Origin of the sequence: Tepidibacter aestuarii, assembly GCF_934924865.1 — a bacterium.
Lineage (GTDB): Bacteria > Bacillota > Clostridia > Peptostreptococcales > Peptostreptococcaceae > Tepidibacter_A > Tepidibacter_A aestuarii.
Genome location: NZ_OW235315.1, coordinates 2,942,228 through 2,962,559, shown reverse-complemented (window position 1 = coordinate 2,962,559; position 20,332 = coordinate 2,942,228). Strand labels below are relative to the sequence as shown.

The following is a 20,332-nucleotide window of genomic DNA, read 5'->3' as shown; positions in this document are numbered from 1 at the left end:
AATTACATTAATTTTCCATAAGAAATATATAAAAAATATAATAATTATGACGATAAATATATTAGTTAATTTATTAATATTGAATTATTAATGGAGGATTATCTAATGACAGCAAAAAAAATAAAAGAAGCATCTCTTGAGCTTATAGCAGAAAGAGGGTATTGCGAGACAACTCTATCTTTAATAGCAGAAAAAGTAGGAATAAAAAAACCCTCTATATATAGTCATTTTCAAAGTAAAGAAGAGATATTTTTTTCTATATTAGAAGATGAAACTAAAAACTTAAATATATACATAGAAAATATATATTATGATATAAAGGAATACGAATTAGAAGAAATATTATACCAAATAATATATAAATTTGCTGATTACTTTAATAATAATATGACTTTGGCAAAATTTTGGAATATGGTTATGTATTTTCCACCATATAGCTTAGAGAAAGAATTCAAATTTGATATAACTAAATATAAAATTTATCAATGTATTTATATTAATATAAAAAAAGCATCAAATAATCAAAATTATGATGAAGAAAAAATGAAAAATATAATGTATGCATATGAATTAATATTAAGAGGGATTCTTACTATGATTGTATATGATAATGATTTTACTATAGAAAAAATAGATAAAATAATAAAACTTTATTTCAACGGAATAAAAAATGAGTTAAATTAAAAATCTTCCTCATAATTAAAAGAGGAAGATTTTCCTGTATGATATATTATAAAATGGTATAAAAAGTATATTGGAATAGAGGAACTACTATTTATGGCAGTCAATGTAAAAAACAAAACAATGATGAAATCTCTAAAATAGGGGAAGGATTGAATGATATGTTGGATGATGTTTCAGAATTGATAAAAAATACACAAAGTATGTCGGAAAAAGTCAACATGTCATCTCAAGATTTATCACAAATATCAAATGAAACAAATTTATCAGCAGAAGCTATATCTATTACTGTTAATGAAATAGCCAGTGAGTCTATACAACAAGCTAATGAAGCTGAAAAAGGGGCGAATTTAGCCAATGATTTATCCAATAAGCTCAAAGAACTTTTAAGCAATACACACGATATGCTAAAAAATGTAGAGAATGTAGACAAGGCTAATTTAAATAGCTCAAAGGTTATAGATGAGTTAAGTAGTAGCACAAAACTAAGCAATAAAAACACAGTACAGGCTCAGATGGCAGTGTTTGAACTGAATAAAAAGGCTAAAAATATATCTATAATATTAGATACTATAACAGACATAGCTGATCAAATTAGTTTGTTAGCGCTTCATGCATCTATTGAAGCAGCGCGTGCAGGTGAGGCAGGCAGAGGATTTGGAGTAGTTGCAGACGAAATAAGAAAACTTGCAGAAAGCTCCAATAATGCAGCTGATGATATAAAGAATATATTAGATCATATGCAGATATATATATATAATATTGTTAATATAATAAATACGCTTAAACAAAGTAATCTGAAACAATCGAGCACTGTTGAATGTGTAGATAATTCGTTTAATTTAATAAAAGAATCTACAAGTGAAATAATAGAAAAAATAAGATTTATAGGTCAGTATGTTGAGCGTTTAAATGAGGATAGATTAAATATAGTTGATACTATACAAAGAATATCTAATATAAAAGAAGAGGCATCGGCAGGAGCACAAGAGGTAAGTGCATCTATTTATCAACAAGCAGGTGATATACAAAAGGTTGCAAGTTCATCAGATTACTTACAAGAATTATCAGTAGAATTAAATAAAGAAATAAGTAAATCTAGAATACAAAATACATAATAATAGAGGATATGCCCTGGATTGTATACAATCTAGGGTTTTCTTTGTTAAAAAATAAATTTCAGAAAAATTTGAAAAATAAATTGATTTATACAATTCTAAATAGTATAATAACTATTAAATAACTTAGGATATGTATAAAATATCTATAATATGCATATCATATAAAAAATAACTAAAATGATTAAAGGAGGGAACAGCTAAATGTCAAATTCAAGAGAAAACTGGGGGTCCAAGATAGGTCTTATACTAGCGATGGCAGGTAATGCTATTGGACTAGGAAACTTCTGGAGATTCCCGTATCAAGCTGCTAGCAACGGCGGTGGAGCATTCATGATTCCTTATTTTATTGCAATTATTGTACTTGGTATACCTGTAATGCTTCTTGAGTGGAACTTAGGTCGTTATGGTGGTAAGTATGGTCATGGTACACTTGGACCAATGGTTTATTTACAAGCTAGAGAAGGAACAAAACCTAGAAATGCAGCTATAATAGGAGCAGTAGCAGGATCGTTTGCTTTTGCAGTAACACTCCTTGTTAACTCATATTATAACCACATTATAGGTTGGTCACTTGGTTATGGATTCTTATCACTAACTGGTGGATACTCAGATATGAGTATTTCAACTGGAGAAGTATTTGTAAATTATATTCAAAACCCATCTATGGTATTTACATTCTGGGTAATAGCTTTAGCAGGACTTGGATTCGCAGTTATGCGTGGAGTTCAAAAGGGTATAGAAACTTGGGCTAAGCTTATGATGCCAGTTCTTTATACTTTTGGTATTGTTCTTGCAATAAGATCTTTAACTATGGGAAGTCCAGTTAATCCTGATTGGTCATCTATGAAAGGTCTTAACTTTATTTGGAACCCTGACTTTTCAACATTTACATGGAAGTCAATAGTTGCAGCAGCAGGTCAGGTATTCTTTACATTATCAGTTGGTATGGGTATTATAGCAAACTATGCTTCTTACTTAAAGCCTGATGATGATATCATAGTTTCATCACTTGCAACAGTTTCACTTAATGAGTTCGCAGAAGTTATACTTGGAGGAACTGCGGTTATTCCTATAGCTTATGCATTCATGGGACCTGATGGAATGGGTCAAGGTGTTGGTCTTGCATTTATAGCACTTCCTAACGTATTTAGAACTATGGGTGGAGGACAATTCGTAGGAGCTTTATGGTTCTTCTTATTATTCTTCGCAGGATTTACTTCAGCAATAGCAATGTACAACTACTTAGTTGCTTTACTTGAAGAAGATATGGGAGTAGCTAGAAGTAAGGGTGCATGGATTATATTCGTAGCATATATTATATTAGGTCTACCTGTTGGACTTGAAAGTATAATGACAAAGACTGCAGATCTTGCTTACTTAACAGAAATAGATAACTGGATAGGTTCGTATTTATTAATTGTTCTTGCAGCAGTTGAGGTTATAGCTTGTGCATGGTTAATGGGAGAAAAAGCTTTAATTGAAATGAACAAGGGTGGAATTTGGAAGATTCCTAAGTGGTTCTTTAAATTATTCCATCAAGCACTAACTCCTTTAACTACATTTGTAATATTATTCTTCTCTACACTTGATTATATTAAAGCTGGATACTTTAGAGCAGTTCCATCATTTGTTGAAAATACTCCAGCATTAGTACCTTGGGTTAATGGAGCCAGAGTAGTTATAATTGTAGTGTTGATTGTAGGATTTATGCAATCTTATAAATCTATTAAAAGAAAATACGGCAAAGAACTTTCTGAGAATAAAGTTTCTATACGTATATAATTAGGAGGGATTAATTATGACTGGTACAGCGCTTGGTTTCATGCTAATAATATGGACTGTTATACTTTGTTGTATAGCAATTACACTAAGACCTCTATTAAAGAAAAAGTAGATATATAACCCCACCGATAAGGTGGGGTTTTAAAATATAAGATGAACATAGTTGTTTAAATTATTAGAAAAATATGATACAATGAATTAAAATATTATTCTGAATCTTCTAAAATACATTTGGAGGTGAATCTAATGAAAGCTCTGACATTAATGAACACATTAAACCAATTAACGGATTTAACTAAAGGTCTAAAGACAATTAAAGAGTCTAGAAAGGAAAAATATATTAGTCAATTAAATAAACTATATAGCCAATACGAGAAATTAGAAATACCTACAAATTTAAGTGACGTATATGATTCTTTATGTAGTAAAGGAAAAGACCTTGTAAAGGAAATAAAAAATAATAAAAACAATAAGAAAAACGGGGACAACATAGAGGTATATATAAGATATTTAAAGGCTGCTAAGGCAGATTTTGAAGGACGTACAGAATATGTAAATAAATACTACAGATCATTCATATTTACAGCAATACTATTTTTAGGATTATCTCCGCAATATTTTGGATTCGTACTTCCTGCAGTATTTTTCGTTCCTATGTATTTAGGTATTAAGGGAGTTAAGAGTAGATCTATAAATGGTCTTTATATGAGTATGTCTTTAGTACCTGTTGGACTTATGACTTCATTTATATGGATAAGATATGGTGTATATGCAATGGCTAATTATCAAGAAGCAGTTAGTAAGGTTATAACTGATACGGGAAGAAGTTTAGCTACTGCAAAGGCATTAGTTACTGTACCACCTATTCTTGCCTGCGTACTACTTTTAGTAGCTATGACTCAGCTTTATAGAGGATACAAAAGTAAGGATTTATTTATATAGCAATTATAACATTTATACCAAAAGTCTTCTTTTAAGAGAAGGCTTTTTTATATTTAGCTTTTTTATTCGATTCTGTGGGATATCTAAACTACCTCTAAAAAAGACAAAAAACAATAATTAAGAAAGTTTGTTGTCTTAACACATTGAGTTTAGAACTTTTATGATATTCTGAGTTGATAGATATATTGTTTTTTGGTAATATTAATAGATGATATTTTAAATAAGAAGGAGATAAATCATGTTAAATAAAGGTGAAAAGTATACGGTTGATATAGTTGATATAGGGCATACTGGAGTTGGAATAGGAAAGTTTGAAGGATTTACTGTATTTGTTGAAGGCGGGCTTATACAGGATAAAATAGAGGTTAAGATAATAAAGAGTAAGAAGAATTATGCAGAAGGTAAAATTGTTAAGATTATAGAAGAGTCTCCTTTTAGAGTTGATAGAGAATGTTCGGATGAGTTAATAGATTGTGGAGGATGTCAAGTTATGCATCTTGATTATCAGAAACAGCTTGATATAAAAACTAATTCAGTTAAAGAGACTATTAAGAGAATAGGTAAAATTGAAGGTGTTAAGGTGCATGATACTATAGGAATGGATAAGCCTTTTAGATACAGAAATAAGGCTCAATTTCCAATAGGAAAAAGAGGTAGTGAAACTGTACTAGGTTTTTATAAAAAGAAAAGCCACGATATAATACCTATGAATAAGTGTGTAATACAGCATGATATGAATGATAAGATAGTTGATGTAGTTAAGAACTATATAGATAGAAATAATGTTAGTGTATACGATGAGATAAAACATGAAGGAATTTTAAGACACTTAGTTACTAAGGTTGGATTTAAAACGAAAGAGGTTATGGTTGTTCTTGTAGCCAATGCTAAAAAGATTCCTAATGTAGATGCACTTATAAAAGATTTAAAAGAGAATATAGATGGATTTAAGACTTTGGTCTTAAATGTTAATACTAAAAAAGGGAATGCGGTACTTGGAAGACAAAACAAAATTTTATATGGAGAAGGAATTATACAAGATTACATAGAGGATCTTAAGTTTAATATATCGCCTCTATCCTTTTTCCAAGTAAATCCTATACAAACTGAGGTTTTATACAACAAGGCTTTAGAGTATGCAAATCTTTCAGGTGATGAAAATGTATTTGATATATACTGCGGTATAGGAACTATATCTTTATTCTTAGCTAAAAAGGCTAAGAAGGTATATGGAATAGAGATAGTTGAAGAGGCTATAGAAGATGCTAAGGTAAATGCCAATATGAATAATTTAGATAATACTGAGTTTTATGCAGGAAAGGCAGAAGAGGTTGTTCCTGAGTTGTATAAAGATGGAAAGGTTGCTGATATAGTTGTAGTTGATCCACCTCGTAAAGGCTGTGATGAGAGGGTGCTAGACACTATAGTTAGTATGAATCCGAGTAGGATTGTGTATGTATCTTGTAATCCATCAACTCTTGCAAGAGACTTAGCTTATCTAGATGAGAGAGGCTATAAGTGTGAAGAAATACATCCTGTAGACATGTTCCCTCATACTATGCATGTTGAAACTGTAGCTAAGATAGTGAGGAAATAACTGGCGTTGAGCCATTTTGATATTGAAAATTTAATGATTTGCCACCCATTTGCCACCGTCGGTTTTCGCTCGGTGGCAAATTACTTTACTTTAGACTTTAAAGATTGCTCAAATTTAATTACACTATCTTCATTCATTTTGCTTGTAACATGTGAATAAGTGTCCATAGTTGTTGATAACTTACTGTGACCTAATCTAGTTTGAATATCTTTTATATTTGCTCCAGCTTCTAAAAGTATAGTAGCATGAGTATGTCTTAAAGAATGGAAATTAAAATTAATACCAAGCTCATAATTTACAACTCTGCTTAAATATTTTAAGCTATCAGTAGATATTAACTCTCCATTTTCCTTAGTACAAACTAAATCAGTACTATTATACTGTTTTTTAGCTTCTTCAAAATTATATAAATTACTACTATAGTATTGGCCATATTTAAGCCTATTTTCTAATTGATGCTTTTTATATTTTTTAAGAATATCAATTAATGTCTTTTCAATTATTATTTCTCTTTGAGAACTAACTGTTTAACACCATTCCATACCTTTTTTAAGGATGATTTTTTCAACTTTGATTTTACCTTCTTCAAGATCTATACAATCCCAAGTAAGACCACATACCTCTGAAGCTCTCATCCCAGTATTAAAAGAAATTTGTAAAGGAATATAGAAGTTACTTTTAAAAGGAAATCTATCTATGATCTTATCAAAGTCATTTAAAGTTATAACCTTTAAATTATCTTTATCAGTTTTTCTAGTATCATATTTAGGCATAGAAGTGTATTGCATCGGATTTTGTTTGATAAATTGATATGGATATACAGCCATTTTCAAAGCTCCAGAGAAGACACCATAGAAACCTTTAAGTGTATTTTTTGTGAATCCATTTCTATATTTTTTATTTAGAAATTCTTGCAGCATAGCAGGGGTTAAAGTTTTTAGTTTATAAAATCCTAATGTAGGTTTAATATGTCTTTCTATAATAGTTTTATATCCTTGTTGAGTATTATACTTACAGTTTATTAGAACATATTCATTGAACCAATAGTCAAAATAATCAGCTACACTTATATTACTTTCATCAACTGTAGAACCGCATTTATCAAATTCATCTAAAGCTTTTCTTAGAGCTTCAAGAGCTTCTTTCTTGGTTTTACCTCCTTTTCTTTCAATCTTTTTTCTTTTACCATCAACTTTGCCAGCTTCGAAATAATAGTACCAGGTATTGCCCCTTTTTCTTACACCGCCTTGCATGTTTTAATCCTCCTCCCGAATGTATGTTCTGTGAAACCTTCTAAAAAAAGAGCAGTTTTTTCTGCTCTTTAATTATTATATTTTAGTTTCTATATCTATAATATACTAAATCATAAAATATTACTCAATAGAAATAGATATAAAAAATTTATTAAAGTTTAGGGGGGGACACCGAGATACGTGTAAAAACCGGTAACTTTATGGTGAAAAATTACATAGTTATCGGTTTTATTATTTTTAAATGCAAATTCTATTTAGAATAAACCCTTTAATGATACACAGTCGAAAAAAAACGCTAATTATAACGACTTTACATACTTCTCTACTATTGTATAACAAGTTGGTTATATAAATAATGTTCTCTTCTGGGGAGATTATCATGCTTTATTATATGCTGCTTTACCTAGTGAATTTTTGTTAACTTGCATTTTATTAAATATACTTCATCATTCTTTTTTATGTCATCTTGAATTAATTTCTTTTGCTGATTAATTGGAATACCGAATGAAGCATTTTTACCATTTGCAGATGCTAAAAGCAATATCTCATTATTTTGTGAAATTTTCATTTCTTTTAAGGCAGTTATTACTCCTTTAAACTTAAAACTTTCATTTTTATATCCGCTTATTATGATAAAATTGTTATGATTATCTCCACTTAAAATACAGTTTAATGCATTTGAATGTTCCTGTATATTTAACAAAATATATCCATCGGAGCTTTTCTGACCTATTACAAAAGTTTGAGGTTGTTCTAAAATTTCCAGTTTATTATCAAGTTGTCCATTTTTATAATACTCTGACCAACATTCAAATTGATACGTTGAACTAGGTTCTAAATTATTAATCTTAAAAATATAACTATGGTCTACTCCTTCTGATTTTAGTAAAAGATTTTCTCTATCTGTATATGTAAGTTGCTCAATTGAAGTTACATTTTCTTTATTTTTCTCATATCCATATGTAAAAATAATTAATATAAATACGATAAAAATTATTGGCTTTTTTTTCATTTCATCACTCCCTTTAATATCCTAACCAATACACTATATATTACTATTTGTTTTAATTTTACCTTACGACGTAATAAAAAGAAATGTTATCATGCTCATATATAGTCAATAAATTAGGTCATGAAAAAAATTTACATATCATATTTTTAGCAATAGAAATGTATAAAAACAATTACCAAGATGTACTATTTTACTTAGTCACCGGTTCTAATTATTTCCTCAATATCAAATCTATTTATAGGCTCAGGAATTTCATCTAAATCTATAATATATTCACCAAACCTTTTAATATGGCTTGTCATATAAGGGGTAGTACCAGCAACCGTGTCACCAGACGCAAAGTAGATATTAAAAAAACAACTTAATTACAGATCTATAACTCATTTATCATTTTATATTTATGCGTTTTGATTTTAGGACTATTTTTAAAGAGCAATTTAGCTTTAAGACACTAATATTTACTATAGTAGCATTAAGATAAAACCGTGCTCTTTTTACAGTATTTATTAAGTGACCCTATTCAGCATATATAGTCGCCGTACCCCTAGTCTATAACATGTCAAAAAATAAAATATAAGTAGGAAAATTTTCCTACTTATATTTTATTTTTTGTTTTTCATTACAGATATTATCCTTCTAATAAACCTATTAATTAAAGGAAAAAACAATATCATTCCAAAACAGAAAATACCTATATTTAATATGTCTTTATTCATAAAATTTAAATCCAATCATATGCTTGAAGTATAGAAATAAACATTACCACTTACATCTTGAGATCCTACTTTTTTCTTTATCACCTTATCAACACCTGGAATAGGTATAATTAAATATTGGTCTAATTGACATTTGTAACTAAACTTTATTTTACTTGAACTGCTTATATTAGCTGATACTCTTTTTACTTTAGATAGTACTAACCATTGTTTATTTGAGTGCTCCTTTAAAGAATAACTATCAACAGAAACCCATTTTTTTTGGTTACCTGATGTAGAATATTTTGCTCTTACTGAAGCTTTTAAAACAAGTTCATCTGCTTGATTTATATATTCATTCAATGTTATTGATTTTGTTGAAGAAGAACTTCTTTTATTTCTTATTTTCATATCTTCAAGATAAACATTTCTATCTTCATTTTGAATTTCCTCATATTTAAAATCATCTTGAGATAAAACATCATTTAACTCTTCTAAGTTTTTTACGTTCACTACATGTTCGTTACTTTTCAAGCTATCTAAGTCTAAATCCTTAGAATCCAGTACTTCGACATTAAACTTATCTGCTATAGCATTTACTTCAGAATCAGTAAATACAGTTTCATCTGCTGCAAAACACAATTGATTAGAGGTCATAATAATCATTACTGCAAAAGCTAATAATACTCTCGATATTTTTTTCATTAGAATGTTCCCCCTTAATCACAGCCATAGGCGTAATTTTTATTTAGTTTAATTCTAGGGTAGTTTTAGCCACGTACAAACCTGAATTTATCAAAACAAAAACATAGTAATTACAATATATTTAGATAATTGTTGTTAAAAAATGTGATTGAGTTGCCGTGTATTATAGCTACCACAGAATAATCCCAGAAATTACAATAACATACTTTTTTTATCAATGTAAAGTATGGTTTTAGATTTTGTAGTTTATATACCTGTGTTCTACCTTTTCATATATATAATCGCTGTTCTATTCTAAAAAGTAACCTTGTCTTTTTTAGTTTTGTTTTATAAAGTATAGCTTAAATAAACAGCGTAGACATCTATGAATGTTGTTTATTTGGAATTGTTTTTATTGTTTTAAAACACGTATTTTATAAAATTTAGATTCTAGGTAAACAGAATCCAGATATTCTCCATTGAATGAAAGAAAATTTAAGAATACTATAGGAAAAGCTATGATGCTTATAGACAAAGAATTATGTTTAATTCAAAAATCAGGAGATGTAGTTCCGGGTGATATAGGTCGAGACTTTCCGTATAATAAACCAACTGGGGAACTAGATTTTAATCCATTTATTAATTCAATAAAGAATAGTCTAAAGTCTAGAATTAATGGTATATATCTAGAAGGAAATGAAAGTATAAACTATGGAGTAGATGAACATACCCTACAAGAAATATTAAAGGAATTTGAAGACTTTGTTTTAAAAATAGGTATTAATAGTGAAGAGTAATATAATGTGTTTTACTAGATTAGTTGATTATACTGATGAACACTAAATAAAAGATAAATAATTCAATAATTAATCTTAAAAATTAAGATAGTAGTTAAAAGGAGCGTTCCACATGAAAAATAGGGAACGTTCCTTTTGATTTATGGAACGTTCCAAAACAAACAACTCAAAGATATAGTTGGCTTAATAGGTTTGAATGTAGAATTTTCAATAGCTCTATTATCTAATCTTATTTTGCAACGCTCTTTTAACTCAATGGAGTACTCCGAAAAAAACCAACTCTAATATGTAACGTTTGAGATTGATTAAAGTACAGTGTTTTCAATAGGTTTATAGAATAGTTATTATTTGCAACGCTCCCTTAAATCTTTATATACCGTTACAAAACAAACTCAAATATAAAATAGTCCAAATTGGTTTAAATATAGTGTTTGCAATAGATTTGAATGGAGTAAATTTAAAGTGCTAATGGAGTACTTCAAAACAACTCAAATAAAAAATATAGATAAAACATTGAAATCTCAATGATATAGATGAATTTTAAAAGGAGTACTCCAAAATAAAGTTATACTAAATACAAAACAAACGAACTTAATTAAAAAACAACTCAAACTCAAATACGTAGGGAATTAAATAAAGCATTTGCAATATGTTTGAATAAGATAGCTTTGATAAAAAGGGTGCACACAAAGTATGCATACAAAATAAAAAGGTTGCATTAAAGCATGAAAAAATATATGTATGGTTTATATAATATTGCTTTAAAAAGGATAATATTAAATATTTCAGTGAATGAAAAAAGTTAATAATAGACTTTTTAAAAATATAGTATAAATAATAAGAGTTTTCATAGGGAATATACCACATATTGTATATATAATGAATACCTACATTATATGGTGTCTTTACCAAAAATGTAGAATGTTGTAAAATTTAACTAATGGAAATGTGAGTATAGTTTAATATAAGCATGGTTTGATGGCGTTAAATTGAGATCATACTTATACTAAATTAGGATTAATCTATAAAGGGAGGACAATAGGATGAAGAATTTAAAACAAAACCTAGCTTTTATGCTATTACTAGCAATATTAGTATCATTTGTACCAGTGATTGATGCTAACGCTGAATCAGTAAAGCTATCATCAGGTGCAGAGGAAAAACTGAAGAATGCGATAGTATTATTTGTGGGAAGTTCTAAATCAATAGTAAACGGACAATATTCAAGTGTTGATTCTACGAATTTAGAAGTAAAACCGATTATAATTAATAGTAGAACTTTGGTGCCAGTAAGATTTATTTCTGAAGCTTTGGGTGCAAAAGTAGATTGGGATGGAAATACTTCTACTATCACAGTTACTTCTAATGATAAAGTAATTAAACTAAAACTTGGAAATAAATCCATAAACATCAACGGAAATAATCACGAACTAGAAGTGGCAGCGCAATCTATTAATGGTAGAACTTTTATTCCATTAAGAGCATTGTCAGATGCTTTAGGAAAACAATTATTTTATGATAGAGGATTAATTATAATCAGTGATGTAGATAAGATTTTAGATAATACCAAAGATAAAGTGCTTATTGATGAAATTATTGATTTGTTTACTGGACAAGGTAGTGAAATCGAAAATCCAAGTGATTTAAATATTAGCAAGCCTAATAATAGAACAAATCAAATAAAGGTAGGTAGACATGTAGTTCAGAATGGAGATTGGATTTATTATGTAACACTAGATAAGTTCACATTTCATTTGTATAAAATGAAAGAAGATGGTTCAAATAAAAAAGTATTGAATCAACAATGGAGCTACGACATTGTTTTAGAGGGTGACTATATCTATTTAAAAGATGGAATAGAAGGACATTTAACACGAATAAAAACTGATGGAACAGATAAGACAAAGATAGTTACAGATAAATCATATGATATTAACTTAGCAGGAGATTGGATTTACTATAAGAATTCGAGTGATGATAATAAAGTATATAAAGTCAAAAAAGACGGAACACAGAGAACTAAGATTAATAACAGAAGTAGTAAAGATGTTACTGTAGTAGGTGAATGGATTTATTATATAGATGATATTTATAATAATTCGAAGATATATAGAATGAAGACTGATGGAACTGATGTAAATGCACTTACAGAGGTTAATGCCAGGGAATTTAGGATAGATGGAGAATGGATATATTTTATTGAGATTTCTCCTAATCACGACTATGGGGACATATGCAAAATAAAGTTAGATGGAACAGAAAAGACTGTACTTGCCAAATCTGCTGCATTTGATATAAGAGTATCAGGAGATTGGGTTTACTATACACAGCACCCTGATGTCAACAAGTGGGTTGATGGAGGCGATATTTATAAAATAAAGAAGGATGGAACAGAAAAGACTTTATTAGTAGAAGGAATAAATAGACTCGAAGATGTAGCAGAGAATTGGATATACTATGAAGTAATGCATAGAATAGATGGTTCAAATATTTACTCTGTATTTCATCGTGTAAAGCTTGATGGTTCAAACGTACAAGAAATTGGTTTTTAAGCAAATAGCTCCTAGATGTCCTAGGAGCTATTTCAATTATCCTAATAACTTGTAAGAATGAGCTCTTTTATTTACCCCTTCTATTCTGATCCTTATTGGTGGCAAAATTAAAATTGCTACCCATGTGTAAAATATAATATATTAAGTTAAGCTATATAAAAGCATACATAGTTATTCAATATCTGACATATCAACGGATACGCTAGATTATAAAATACTAAGTTTTCTTTTAGTCCTTTTTATCATTTGGATTACATATTTAAATAAAAATCAAAAAATACAAGAGTGAGAATCCTTTACTCTTGTATTTTTTATAAATAAATATTGAGTAGTTAAAAAGAGCTGTTTATATTTTATTTAAGCCATGGAGCATAGAATTTATGGTAAAATAAGGATATATTTTTTCGATAAATAATGAATAATACTAATATGTTTCAAACCTAAGGTTAATATCTAAAGATATGTTTATTGTGATTTATGGAAAAAGGAAGAGCATATAGAGTCTAAGGGTTAGAAATATTAATAAGGAATATATATTAAGATATAAAGTAATGTCAAAGGAGAGTAGTTTATAATGGGCAGCTGTAAAAATAGAGGTGCAAATGTTGATTTATTTAAGTATGCAATAAATGTAGAACTTTTAGAATACATTTATTGTGGTGATATGCTTTTTTATAAAGAGAAGCCATTTACTGGACTGAGGTATGAGTTATATCCAGAAGGACAATTACGAAGTTTGACACCATATGAAAATGGATTTAATAATGGCATATGTAGAGAATGGTATACTACAGGAGAACTTATGTGTGAATATGAATCAAAAAGAGGAGTAAATAATGGAAGTAAAACTTATTGGCATCAAAATGGTTTAATAAAATCAATTGCTAATTATGAGTTAGGAATTGAGCTTGACTATAAAGAATGGAATGGAAAGGGTAATCTTGTTAAAAGTAGAAAATTTGATCCTGATAATCAAAAATGAGATTATAAAACACTATTGAAGTTTAGAGCGTGGTGCAAAGGTGAAAATAAGGAACAAATAAATTAGAATAATAATTTAGTTAGCTTTTAAATAAATAGTACTTGAAGGAGATAAAAATATGAAAATAGAGTATATACATAGATTTAATTATAATGATGAACATGATTTTGTTAAAATACAAAATGACTTAAAGGGCAAAATTGAACTAAAAAATAGAATTGAAGAAAATGGAATAAATATTTGCGCAGGGGTAGACTTAGCTTACTGGGAAAAAGATGGAGAAACATATGGAGCTTGTAGCATTATAGTTTTAAATTATAAGACTAAAGAGGTTATAGAGAAAGTTTATAGCCATGGAAAGATAACAGTTCCCTATATTGCAGGATTTTTGGCTTTTAGAGAAATTCCTTTAATAATAGAAGCTGCTGAAAAATTAAATTTGGAACCAGATGTATTTTTATTTGATGGTAATGGATATCTTCACTATAATCATATGGGTATAGCAACACATGCATCATTATTTTTAAATAAGCCTACTATAGGAGTAGCTAAATCTTATTTAAAAATAGATGGAGTAGATTATATAATGCCTGAAAATGAAAAAGGATCTTATAAGGATATTTTAATAAATGAGGAAGTATACGGTAGAGTAGTAAGAACAAGAAAAGATGTAAAACCTATATTTATTTCTTGTGGAAATTACATTGACTTAGAAACAAGTAATAAAATTGTAATGGAGTTGGTAAATAAAGATAGTAGACTGCCAATACCAGTTAGGCTAGCAGACTTAGAAACACATGTATTGAGAGAAACTTTAAATTAACCTATGATTAACACAAAATATAATAAAGAAGAAAGATGAGACTACACAGTATGAAATAGAAATGATTGATAAACTTGAGGAGTAAAGAAGAGACAGAGAAAATAGTTTTTATTAAAGAACATAATGTTGATAAGATGATCAATCTCAATTTAGGTATTAGTATTTATAGATTATATAATATAGGGGGATATTCTATGGGACATTCGAATTTTTCTAAAATACATATAGTTAGAACATCTCAATATACAAATGGGTTGAGGAAATTTAAAATAATAGTTGATGGTAAAATAGTTGACACCATATCTAATGGAGAAGAAAAAGTTTTAGAAGTAACACCAGGAAATTATTGCATACAATTGAAAATAGATTGGAGCAAGAGTAAGAAAATAGATGTTCAATTAAGAGAAGGAGAAGAAATTAAGCTAGATTGTGGAAGCAGACTATATTGGGTTATTAATTCATTATTCTTGATGTTTTCAGTATTCGCTCCTTTTGTCATATTAATAATCATCCTTTTGATAACATTATTTAGTACCTGCATTCAAGATAGGCTTGTATATTTAAAACAGAGTAGATATAAGGAAACTATAGATTTAGAAAATTAGAATTTTATAGTGTTAAAAATAAATTTCCTATATATTTCTTTTAAAATAATATGGGTGGCAAGATTAAAAATGCCACCCACTTGCCACCCATGTGTAAAATATAATATATTGAGTTGAGATATCTAAAATCATAAACAGGTGTTTAATACTTTATATTCCAACGATTGTACTATATTATAAAATATTTTAAGATATATTCAAGCATTATAAAATATTAAGTTTAAACAAACTATGCACGTGGAGAGCTGTTCACTACTTGTAAGGAAAGATAAATAAAGAATGTAGCAGTGAGTATAAGCCCCCTTTAAATCAAGGGGCTTTATTTATTATTTATTCCACAATCGCGCCCGATTATGGGACCCACTTTCCAGCAGCCTGTTTTGGGTAATTGTCATCAACCTTGTCGTCAAGAATGTCGTATTGAAAATATGAGGTTGTAGTAAAGAAATAGGCCTTTTGTCTTCCATTTACTAACTTAGGCCAAACAAAACCAGCTGTTATATCCTGTCCTGTTGTCCACAGGCCTGGCCAATAATCTTGTATAAAAAGCGGATAACCGCTTACGACCTTATTTTGATTAATATCATATTTATAATAGCGATCATGTTGGAAAAAGTATACAAATCCGTTTGGCCATAACACCCCGGCATCGATACGGTAATCAGAATATGGTCCTGATAATATTCCTCTAAAATTTAAATTTGTTGGTTTTGAATACCCGTCAACACCAGATCCAATTTTATAAGTATAAAATCGATCGCGTTCAAAAAAATATGCTTTCTGGTTTGGAGGTTTTGGCCAGACAATGGCACCCGAGAACAATAATCCTCCTAACCCGGGCCAATCTGTTTGAACAGATTTCGCTTTGGGATTAAATGTCTCGCTTTGAATGTCATATTCATAATACTGACCTGAGCCATCAAAAAAGTAAATCTTCCCATCAGGCCATAAAATTGCAGATTTTATAATAGCCATGTCACACAGTGCTCCTTTCACTTAAATTTATTTAGTCGGGATATAGTGAGAAGTATATCTGTAGATCGATAATATTATGTCCATATAAAAAATTTTCATGCTAATATAACCAATCAGGAACGTTATGACCTTTGTGATGGAAAAAGCAAGCATACTACCTATTATGAAGTTATAGACAAAGTTGAATATGATGATGCGGTCAATGAAAATAGAAACGAAATTAAAAAACTTCAATCAGAAACACTTCAAAAGAAAGATATATTGAAGCGTTACACGGAAAATACAAAGATGCTTCAAAAAGTCCAAAACGAACTAAAAAAGATTATAGATATAAAAGATATTACACCAGAGTTACTTCATAAGCTTATTCATAAGATCGAGGTGAAGGAAAACAAGGATATTATTATCCATTATCGTTTTTCTAACCCTTTTTTGTCGAATAAAGTAGTCATCAGTAGTCGACACATGTGGAGAGTGTCACTTTATTAACCTTGATGTTATGCTTTAAAACGCCTTAATTCTAATATTAAATGATCATCTATGGAAATTTGCCGTTTTGATGAAACGGTTTTTAAGTCTCCAAAACGGAATCCCTCATCATCGTAAATTAAAAACTGGACAACATTAATTTTTTTATTTTCAAAATCAGTTTCCCTTTGCTTTCATAATCTCTTCCTCACTGACGCTTCTTTTAGCAGACATGAGGAAACACCGCCCTTCTTATAAATTTAACTTTCATCCGAAAGAAGTCTCCCACTTCGTAAGTGTTAAATATTCCCTACCTACAATTTGTAAATAGCCCATGGGACAATCTCCTTACATACTACATGTGAGGTTTTTTTTATAAAAAAACAGCTATTAAAAGAAAGAATGGAAAGCTTATATTAAAGACTCTAAAAACATATATCCGGGTATATTTCTTTTTAATAGCGACCATAATAACATTAATTTGTTGTCTGTAAATCAGACCTACCAATTAAAAAAACAACCAGATTTATAATTTAGCACCGCTTATTTATTAACTCGATTTTATGTTCATACAAAAAAAGGAGTGACTAGAGAGGTTACCAAAGAAACGTATAAAGATGCCACCTGAACTGTAATTCGAAGATAATAGTCAGAGGTATGAAGGTATATCTTGAAAATTTATTTAAATTAAACGGAGGTGAAAGTCATGACGAAATTATTGATTGTTCGACGAGAAGACATGGTCCACATTGGTGTGAACTGGGGGGATGGTTTTGAGCTATATATGCAGGACGACATGTATTATGGAGATATACCAATGCTGTATGCTAATGAAGATGCTGAGTTCACTCTTAGTTTCCCTCCGCAGGTCATTGAGGAACAGGTTTGGCCTCGAGGTAGGTGGCCTCTGAATCCTTGGACCTATATTCCGAAACAACGATCAGGTATAAGCAGAGTCAAGTTTGCAGTACCTGCCCGTACCTACATTGAGCTCACCGTACAAGGGATTTTAGGGGCGCTGACAGACCTGGAGGTCATTTATCCACCAATGGTACTGCAAGAAACAGCTATAGAGCTACCATGGAAGCTTATTGTGAGGCCAGTGACAAAGTCTGGCAATGGTATTGTTGTGTCTGAACACCCCGTACTCCCAGTGAAGTCAAGCAAGGGGGTGACAGGGCTATGGCATACACGGCTTAGGGCAAGTGATGGAGATAAAGAGGATGCGGCTCTCTCGCTTTTACCACTTAAATCCATACCAGGTGACATGGTGGATCACTACAACCATGGTTACACACCTCTTCCCCAAGTGGACAGGGAGAAGATTGTAACAAACAGCTTACGTTATCCACATAAACTTCCATATTCGAAACGACTTGAACTTAGTACACTAGGTGGGACGCTTTCAGCCACTGTGAAATGGCCTGATTTTGAGTGGGATCACGAGGTTGTACTAGGCAGGGATCAAAAGGTACGTACATTGGCGACGGGAGTGCTATTTCCCTTCGGGCACAAAGCGCGAGTGGAAACTTTTATTGAACGTGACTTTATCAATGAGAATCCATCCCAAGGAACTGATACTGGTCTTGTTTATAATGGAAGGCTTGTGATTACCGAGCCCGTCCGAGGAGCAGTTGACGATCCTATATTAACACGTGAATTTCCGTTCGATAAAATTGAAATTCTCTCAAATAGCTTCCAGATTGATCCGTGTGCTGGAGGAGATTTATTCATTCCACATGCTGTTGGATGTAAGCCATTGTATTTTCCGATACGCTTGACGGGCTCCAATGGTGACGTTTTTTTCAATGTCCCATTAGTTTTCGTAAGAGGGGATTTGTCAGCAAAATTACAACAGGCCAAAGATCTGTGGGATAGATACAGAACCATTGATCTTCCCGGTGTTCCAATTGATATGATTCGAGATAATCGACGATCTGGGAACGTTCAAGACATTTACGAAGTGCAAGAACTTTGTATGGATATAGATCTACATGCCGGCAAGCTAATACCTAAGGTGGAACGGTTTACAGTTGAACTTCCTGCTTTACGAGAATTACAGCCACACAAATTTATTAGTCCAATATCACTAAAGTTCACCCAAACGTTTTTAGATGGAGTTAATGAGGATTTGGCTTTTGAGCCATTCAATAAAATTGATAAAATTCATATTGATTTCACTGATCGTCCGAATTGTTCGGGAGGATTATTGGCTCCTAGATTTAGTGCAAATAAGATCTCACGGACCAGCGGGCCCATTCCAGTGTATGACAATCTTCCGCTATCAGAGATATACTCCGGAGCGACACTGCTTGGTTTGCCACTTGAATCATTAATCAAACAGGTAGATCCTCCAAAGATTATCCAAGAGCCAGGAAATCCCCTTGGAGCGACGATGGAATGGTCGAACCTAATTCTCAAGGACTTTGGTCCTTTTAAAACAGATGAAACAACAAGTGCAACGCTCAAAGTTGAACGCTCGGAAGTTTTTTGTGAGGTGAAAAACTTTACATTCGTTCTCCCACTTAACCTAGTTTCTCTAAAGTTTGGCTCATTAGCATTCACACAGAAACCTAATTGTGCTCCTGATTTGGAAATAACTGATCCAGGGATAAAATTCGACCGTGAGTTGAATTTGTTAAAGGGCCTTTTAGATTGCATGTTAGAGCTATTGCCCAGCAATAAACCCACAGTTATCCCTACTGCGGAAGGAATCAACGCAAGTTACTCGTTTGGCCTTCCAAGTGTTAATGCCGGTATGTTCTTGTTACGAAATGCAGCTGTTTACTTCGGAATCAACGTACCATTCAGCTCAAATCCAGTCACCATGACACTCGCTTTTGGTAGACGAGACAACCCGTTTAATCTAAGTGTAATGATGTTCGGGGGTGGTGGACACATAGAAGTAGAATTTGGAGGGGACAAGCTTCGTCGGTTGGAAGCTTCAATGGAGTTTGGAGCAATGGTCGCTATCGACTTCATCGTTGCAAGCGCAGAAGTACATGCCCTTGGGGGAGTACGATTTCTAACCACCGGCAATAACATTGAACTAGACGCCTCCATTCGACTTGGTGGCAGCATCGAAGTACTTGGCCTTGTGTCAGTTTCAATAGAACTTACTGTAAAGCTTAATTATGATGAAAAGCGGAACAGCTTATATGGGAGTGCGAAGTTAGTCATTGAAGTAGATCTTACACTATTTTCTGAATCCGTGACAATCGACAGTGGGAAATGGGAGTTGATTGGGTCTGATAAAAGAAATAGACGGAGAATGTTACCACTGTCTACTGAAGAAATCGACAACAGACTGAAGGACTTCATGAATTACTATAAAGCATTTGAGCCGGTATAAGAAGAGCCAAT

15 protein-coding genes and 1 pseudogene are annotated in these 20,332 nt (G+C 31.0%); 12 read left to right on the top strand and 4 right to left on the bottom strand.

Going from position 1 to position 20,332, the window contains the following annotated elements; all coding sequences use genetic code 11:
• Nucleotides 1–105: 105 nt before the first annotated feature.
• From M2214_RS14440 to rlmD, 5 genes are all read left to right on the top strand, one after another.
• A complete protein-coding gene (locus M2214_RS14440; RefSeq protein WP_248480223.1) occupies nucleotides 106–684 on the top strand; it encodes a TetR/AcrR family transcriptional regulator in 579 nt (192 codons plus the stop codon).
• Between the two features lie 158 nt (nucleotides 685–842).
• Nucleotides 843–1,799 (top strand): methyl-accepting chemotaxis protein, encoded by a 957-nt coding sequence (locus M2214_RS14435; RefSeq protein ID WP_248484884.1) that lies wholly within the window; start codon nucleotides 843–845, stop codon nucleotides 1,797–1,799.
• 204 nt (nucleotides 1,800–2,003) lie between these two features.
• Nucleotides 2,004–3,584: a sodium-dependent transporter gene (locus M2214_RS14430; RefSeq protein ID WP_248480221.1), complete on the top strand. Its 1,581-nt coding sequence runs from the start codon at nucleotides 2,004–2,006 to the stop codon at nucleotides 3,582–3,584.
• Nucleotides 3,585–3,830: 246 nt separating this feature from the next.
• Entirely contained in the window at nucleotides 3,831–4,526 is a 696-nt protein-coding gene (locus tag M2214_RS14425; protein ID WP_248480219.1) for a hypothetical protein, read from the top strand.
• A 238-nt stretch (nucleotides 4,527–4,764) separates the two neighbouring features.
• The gene (rlmD, locus tag M2214_RS14420; protein WP_248480217.1) at nucleotides 4,765–6,123 is read left to right on the top strand and encodes a 23S rRNA (uracil(1939)-C(5))-methyltransferase RlmD; all 1,359 of its coding nucleotides are present in this window, start codon (nucleotides 4,765–4,767) and stop codon (nucleotides 6,121–6,123) included.
• An 80-nt stretch (nucleotides 6,124–6,203) separates the two neighbouring features.
• Here rlmD and M2214_RS14415 read toward each other — a convergent pair.
• The 3 genes and pseudogenes from M2214_RS14415 to M2214_RS14405 all read right to left on the bottom strand — a co-directional run bounded on the left by M2214_RS14415 (nucleotide 6,204) and on the right by M2214_RS14405 (nucleotide 9,788).
• A pseudogene (locus M2214_RS14415) lies at nucleotides 6,204–7,376 on the bottom strand (tyrosine-type recombinase/integrase).
• Nucleotides 7,377–7,779: 403 nt separating this feature from the next.
• Nucleotides 7,780–8,388: a hypothetical protein gene (locus M2214_RS14410; protein WP_248480215.1), complete on the bottom strand. Its 609-nt coding sequence runs from the start codon at nucleotides 8,386–8,388 to the stop codon at nucleotides 7,780–7,782.
• 731 nt (nucleotides 8,389–9,119) lie between these two features.
• Nucleotides 9,120–9,788, bottom strand: coding sequence for a hypothetical protein (locus tag M2214_RS14405; protein ID WP_248480213.1), 669 nt, complete (start codon nucleotides 9,786–9,788; stop codon nucleotides 9,120–9,122).
• Nucleotides 9,789–10,246: 458 nt separating this feature from the next.
• On the opposite strand from M2214_RS14405, the gene M2214_RS14400 reads away from it, so the two are divergent.
• From M2214_RS14400 to M2214_RS14380, 5 genes are all read left to right on the top strand, one after another.
• Nucleotides 10,247–10,564, top strand: coding sequence for a hypothetical protein (locus M2214_RS14400; protein ID WP_248480211.1), 318 nt, complete (start codon nucleotides 10,247–10,249; stop codon nucleotides 10,562–10,564).
• A 1,043-nt stretch (nucleotides 10,565–11,607) separates the two neighbouring features.
• On the top strand, nucleotides 11,608–13,116 hold the full coding sequence (locus M2214_RS14395; protein ID WP_248480209.1) for a DUF5050 domain-containing protein: 1,509 nt from the start codon (nucleotides 11,608–11,610) through the stop codon (nucleotides 13,114–13,116).
• 574 nt (nucleotides 13,117–13,690) lie between these two features.
• The gene (locus M2214_RS14390) at nucleotides 13,691–14,098 is read left to right on the top strand and encodes a toxin-antitoxin system YwqK family antitoxin (RefSeq protein ID WP_248480207.1); all 408 of its coding nucleotides are present in this window, start codon (nucleotides 13,691–13,693) and stop codon (nucleotides 14,096–14,098) included.
• Between the two features lie 118 nt (nucleotides 14,099–14,216).
• Complete coding sequence (locus M2214_RS14385; RefSeq protein ID WP_248480204.1) at nucleotides 14,217–14,921, top strand: endonuclease V; 705 nt, start codon at nucleotides 14,217–14,219, stop codon at nucleotides 14,919–14,921.
• A gap of 194 nt (nucleotides 14,922–15,115) precedes the next feature.
• Nucleotides 15,116–15,526, top strand: coding sequence for a hypothetical protein (locus M2214_RS14380; protein WP_248480194.1), 411 nt, complete (start codon nucleotides 15,116–15,118; stop codon nucleotides 15,524–15,526).
• Between the two features lie 351 nt (nucleotides 15,527–15,877).
• Here M2214_RS14380 and M2214_RS14375 read toward each other — a convergent pair whose 3' ends face one another.
• Nucleotides 15,878–16,501 (bottom strand): hemopexin repeat-containing protein, encoded by a 624-nt coding sequence (locus M2214_RS14375; RefSeq protein WP_248480192.1) that lies wholly within the window; start codon nucleotides 16,499–16,501, stop codon nucleotides 15,878–15,880.
• Nucleotides 16,502–16,762: 261 nt separating this feature from the next.
• Between M2214_RS14375 and M2214_RS18460 the strand changes: the two genes are divergently transcribed.
• The gene (locus M2214_RS18460; protein WP_408648294.1) at nucleotides 16,763–16,990 is read left to right on the top strand and encodes a DUF4368 domain-containing protein; all 228 of its coding nucleotides are present in this window, start codon (nucleotides 16,763–16,765) and stop codon (nucleotides 16,988–16,990) included.
• Nucleotides 16,991–17,675: 685 nt separating this feature from the next.
• On the top strand, nucleotides 17,676–20,321 hold the full coding sequence (locus tag M2214_RS14370; protein ID WP_248480184.1) for a hypothetical protein: 2,646 nt from the start codon (nucleotides 17,676–17,678) through the stop codon (nucleotides 20,319–20,321).
• Nucleotides 20,322–20,332 lie beyond the last annotated feature (11 nt).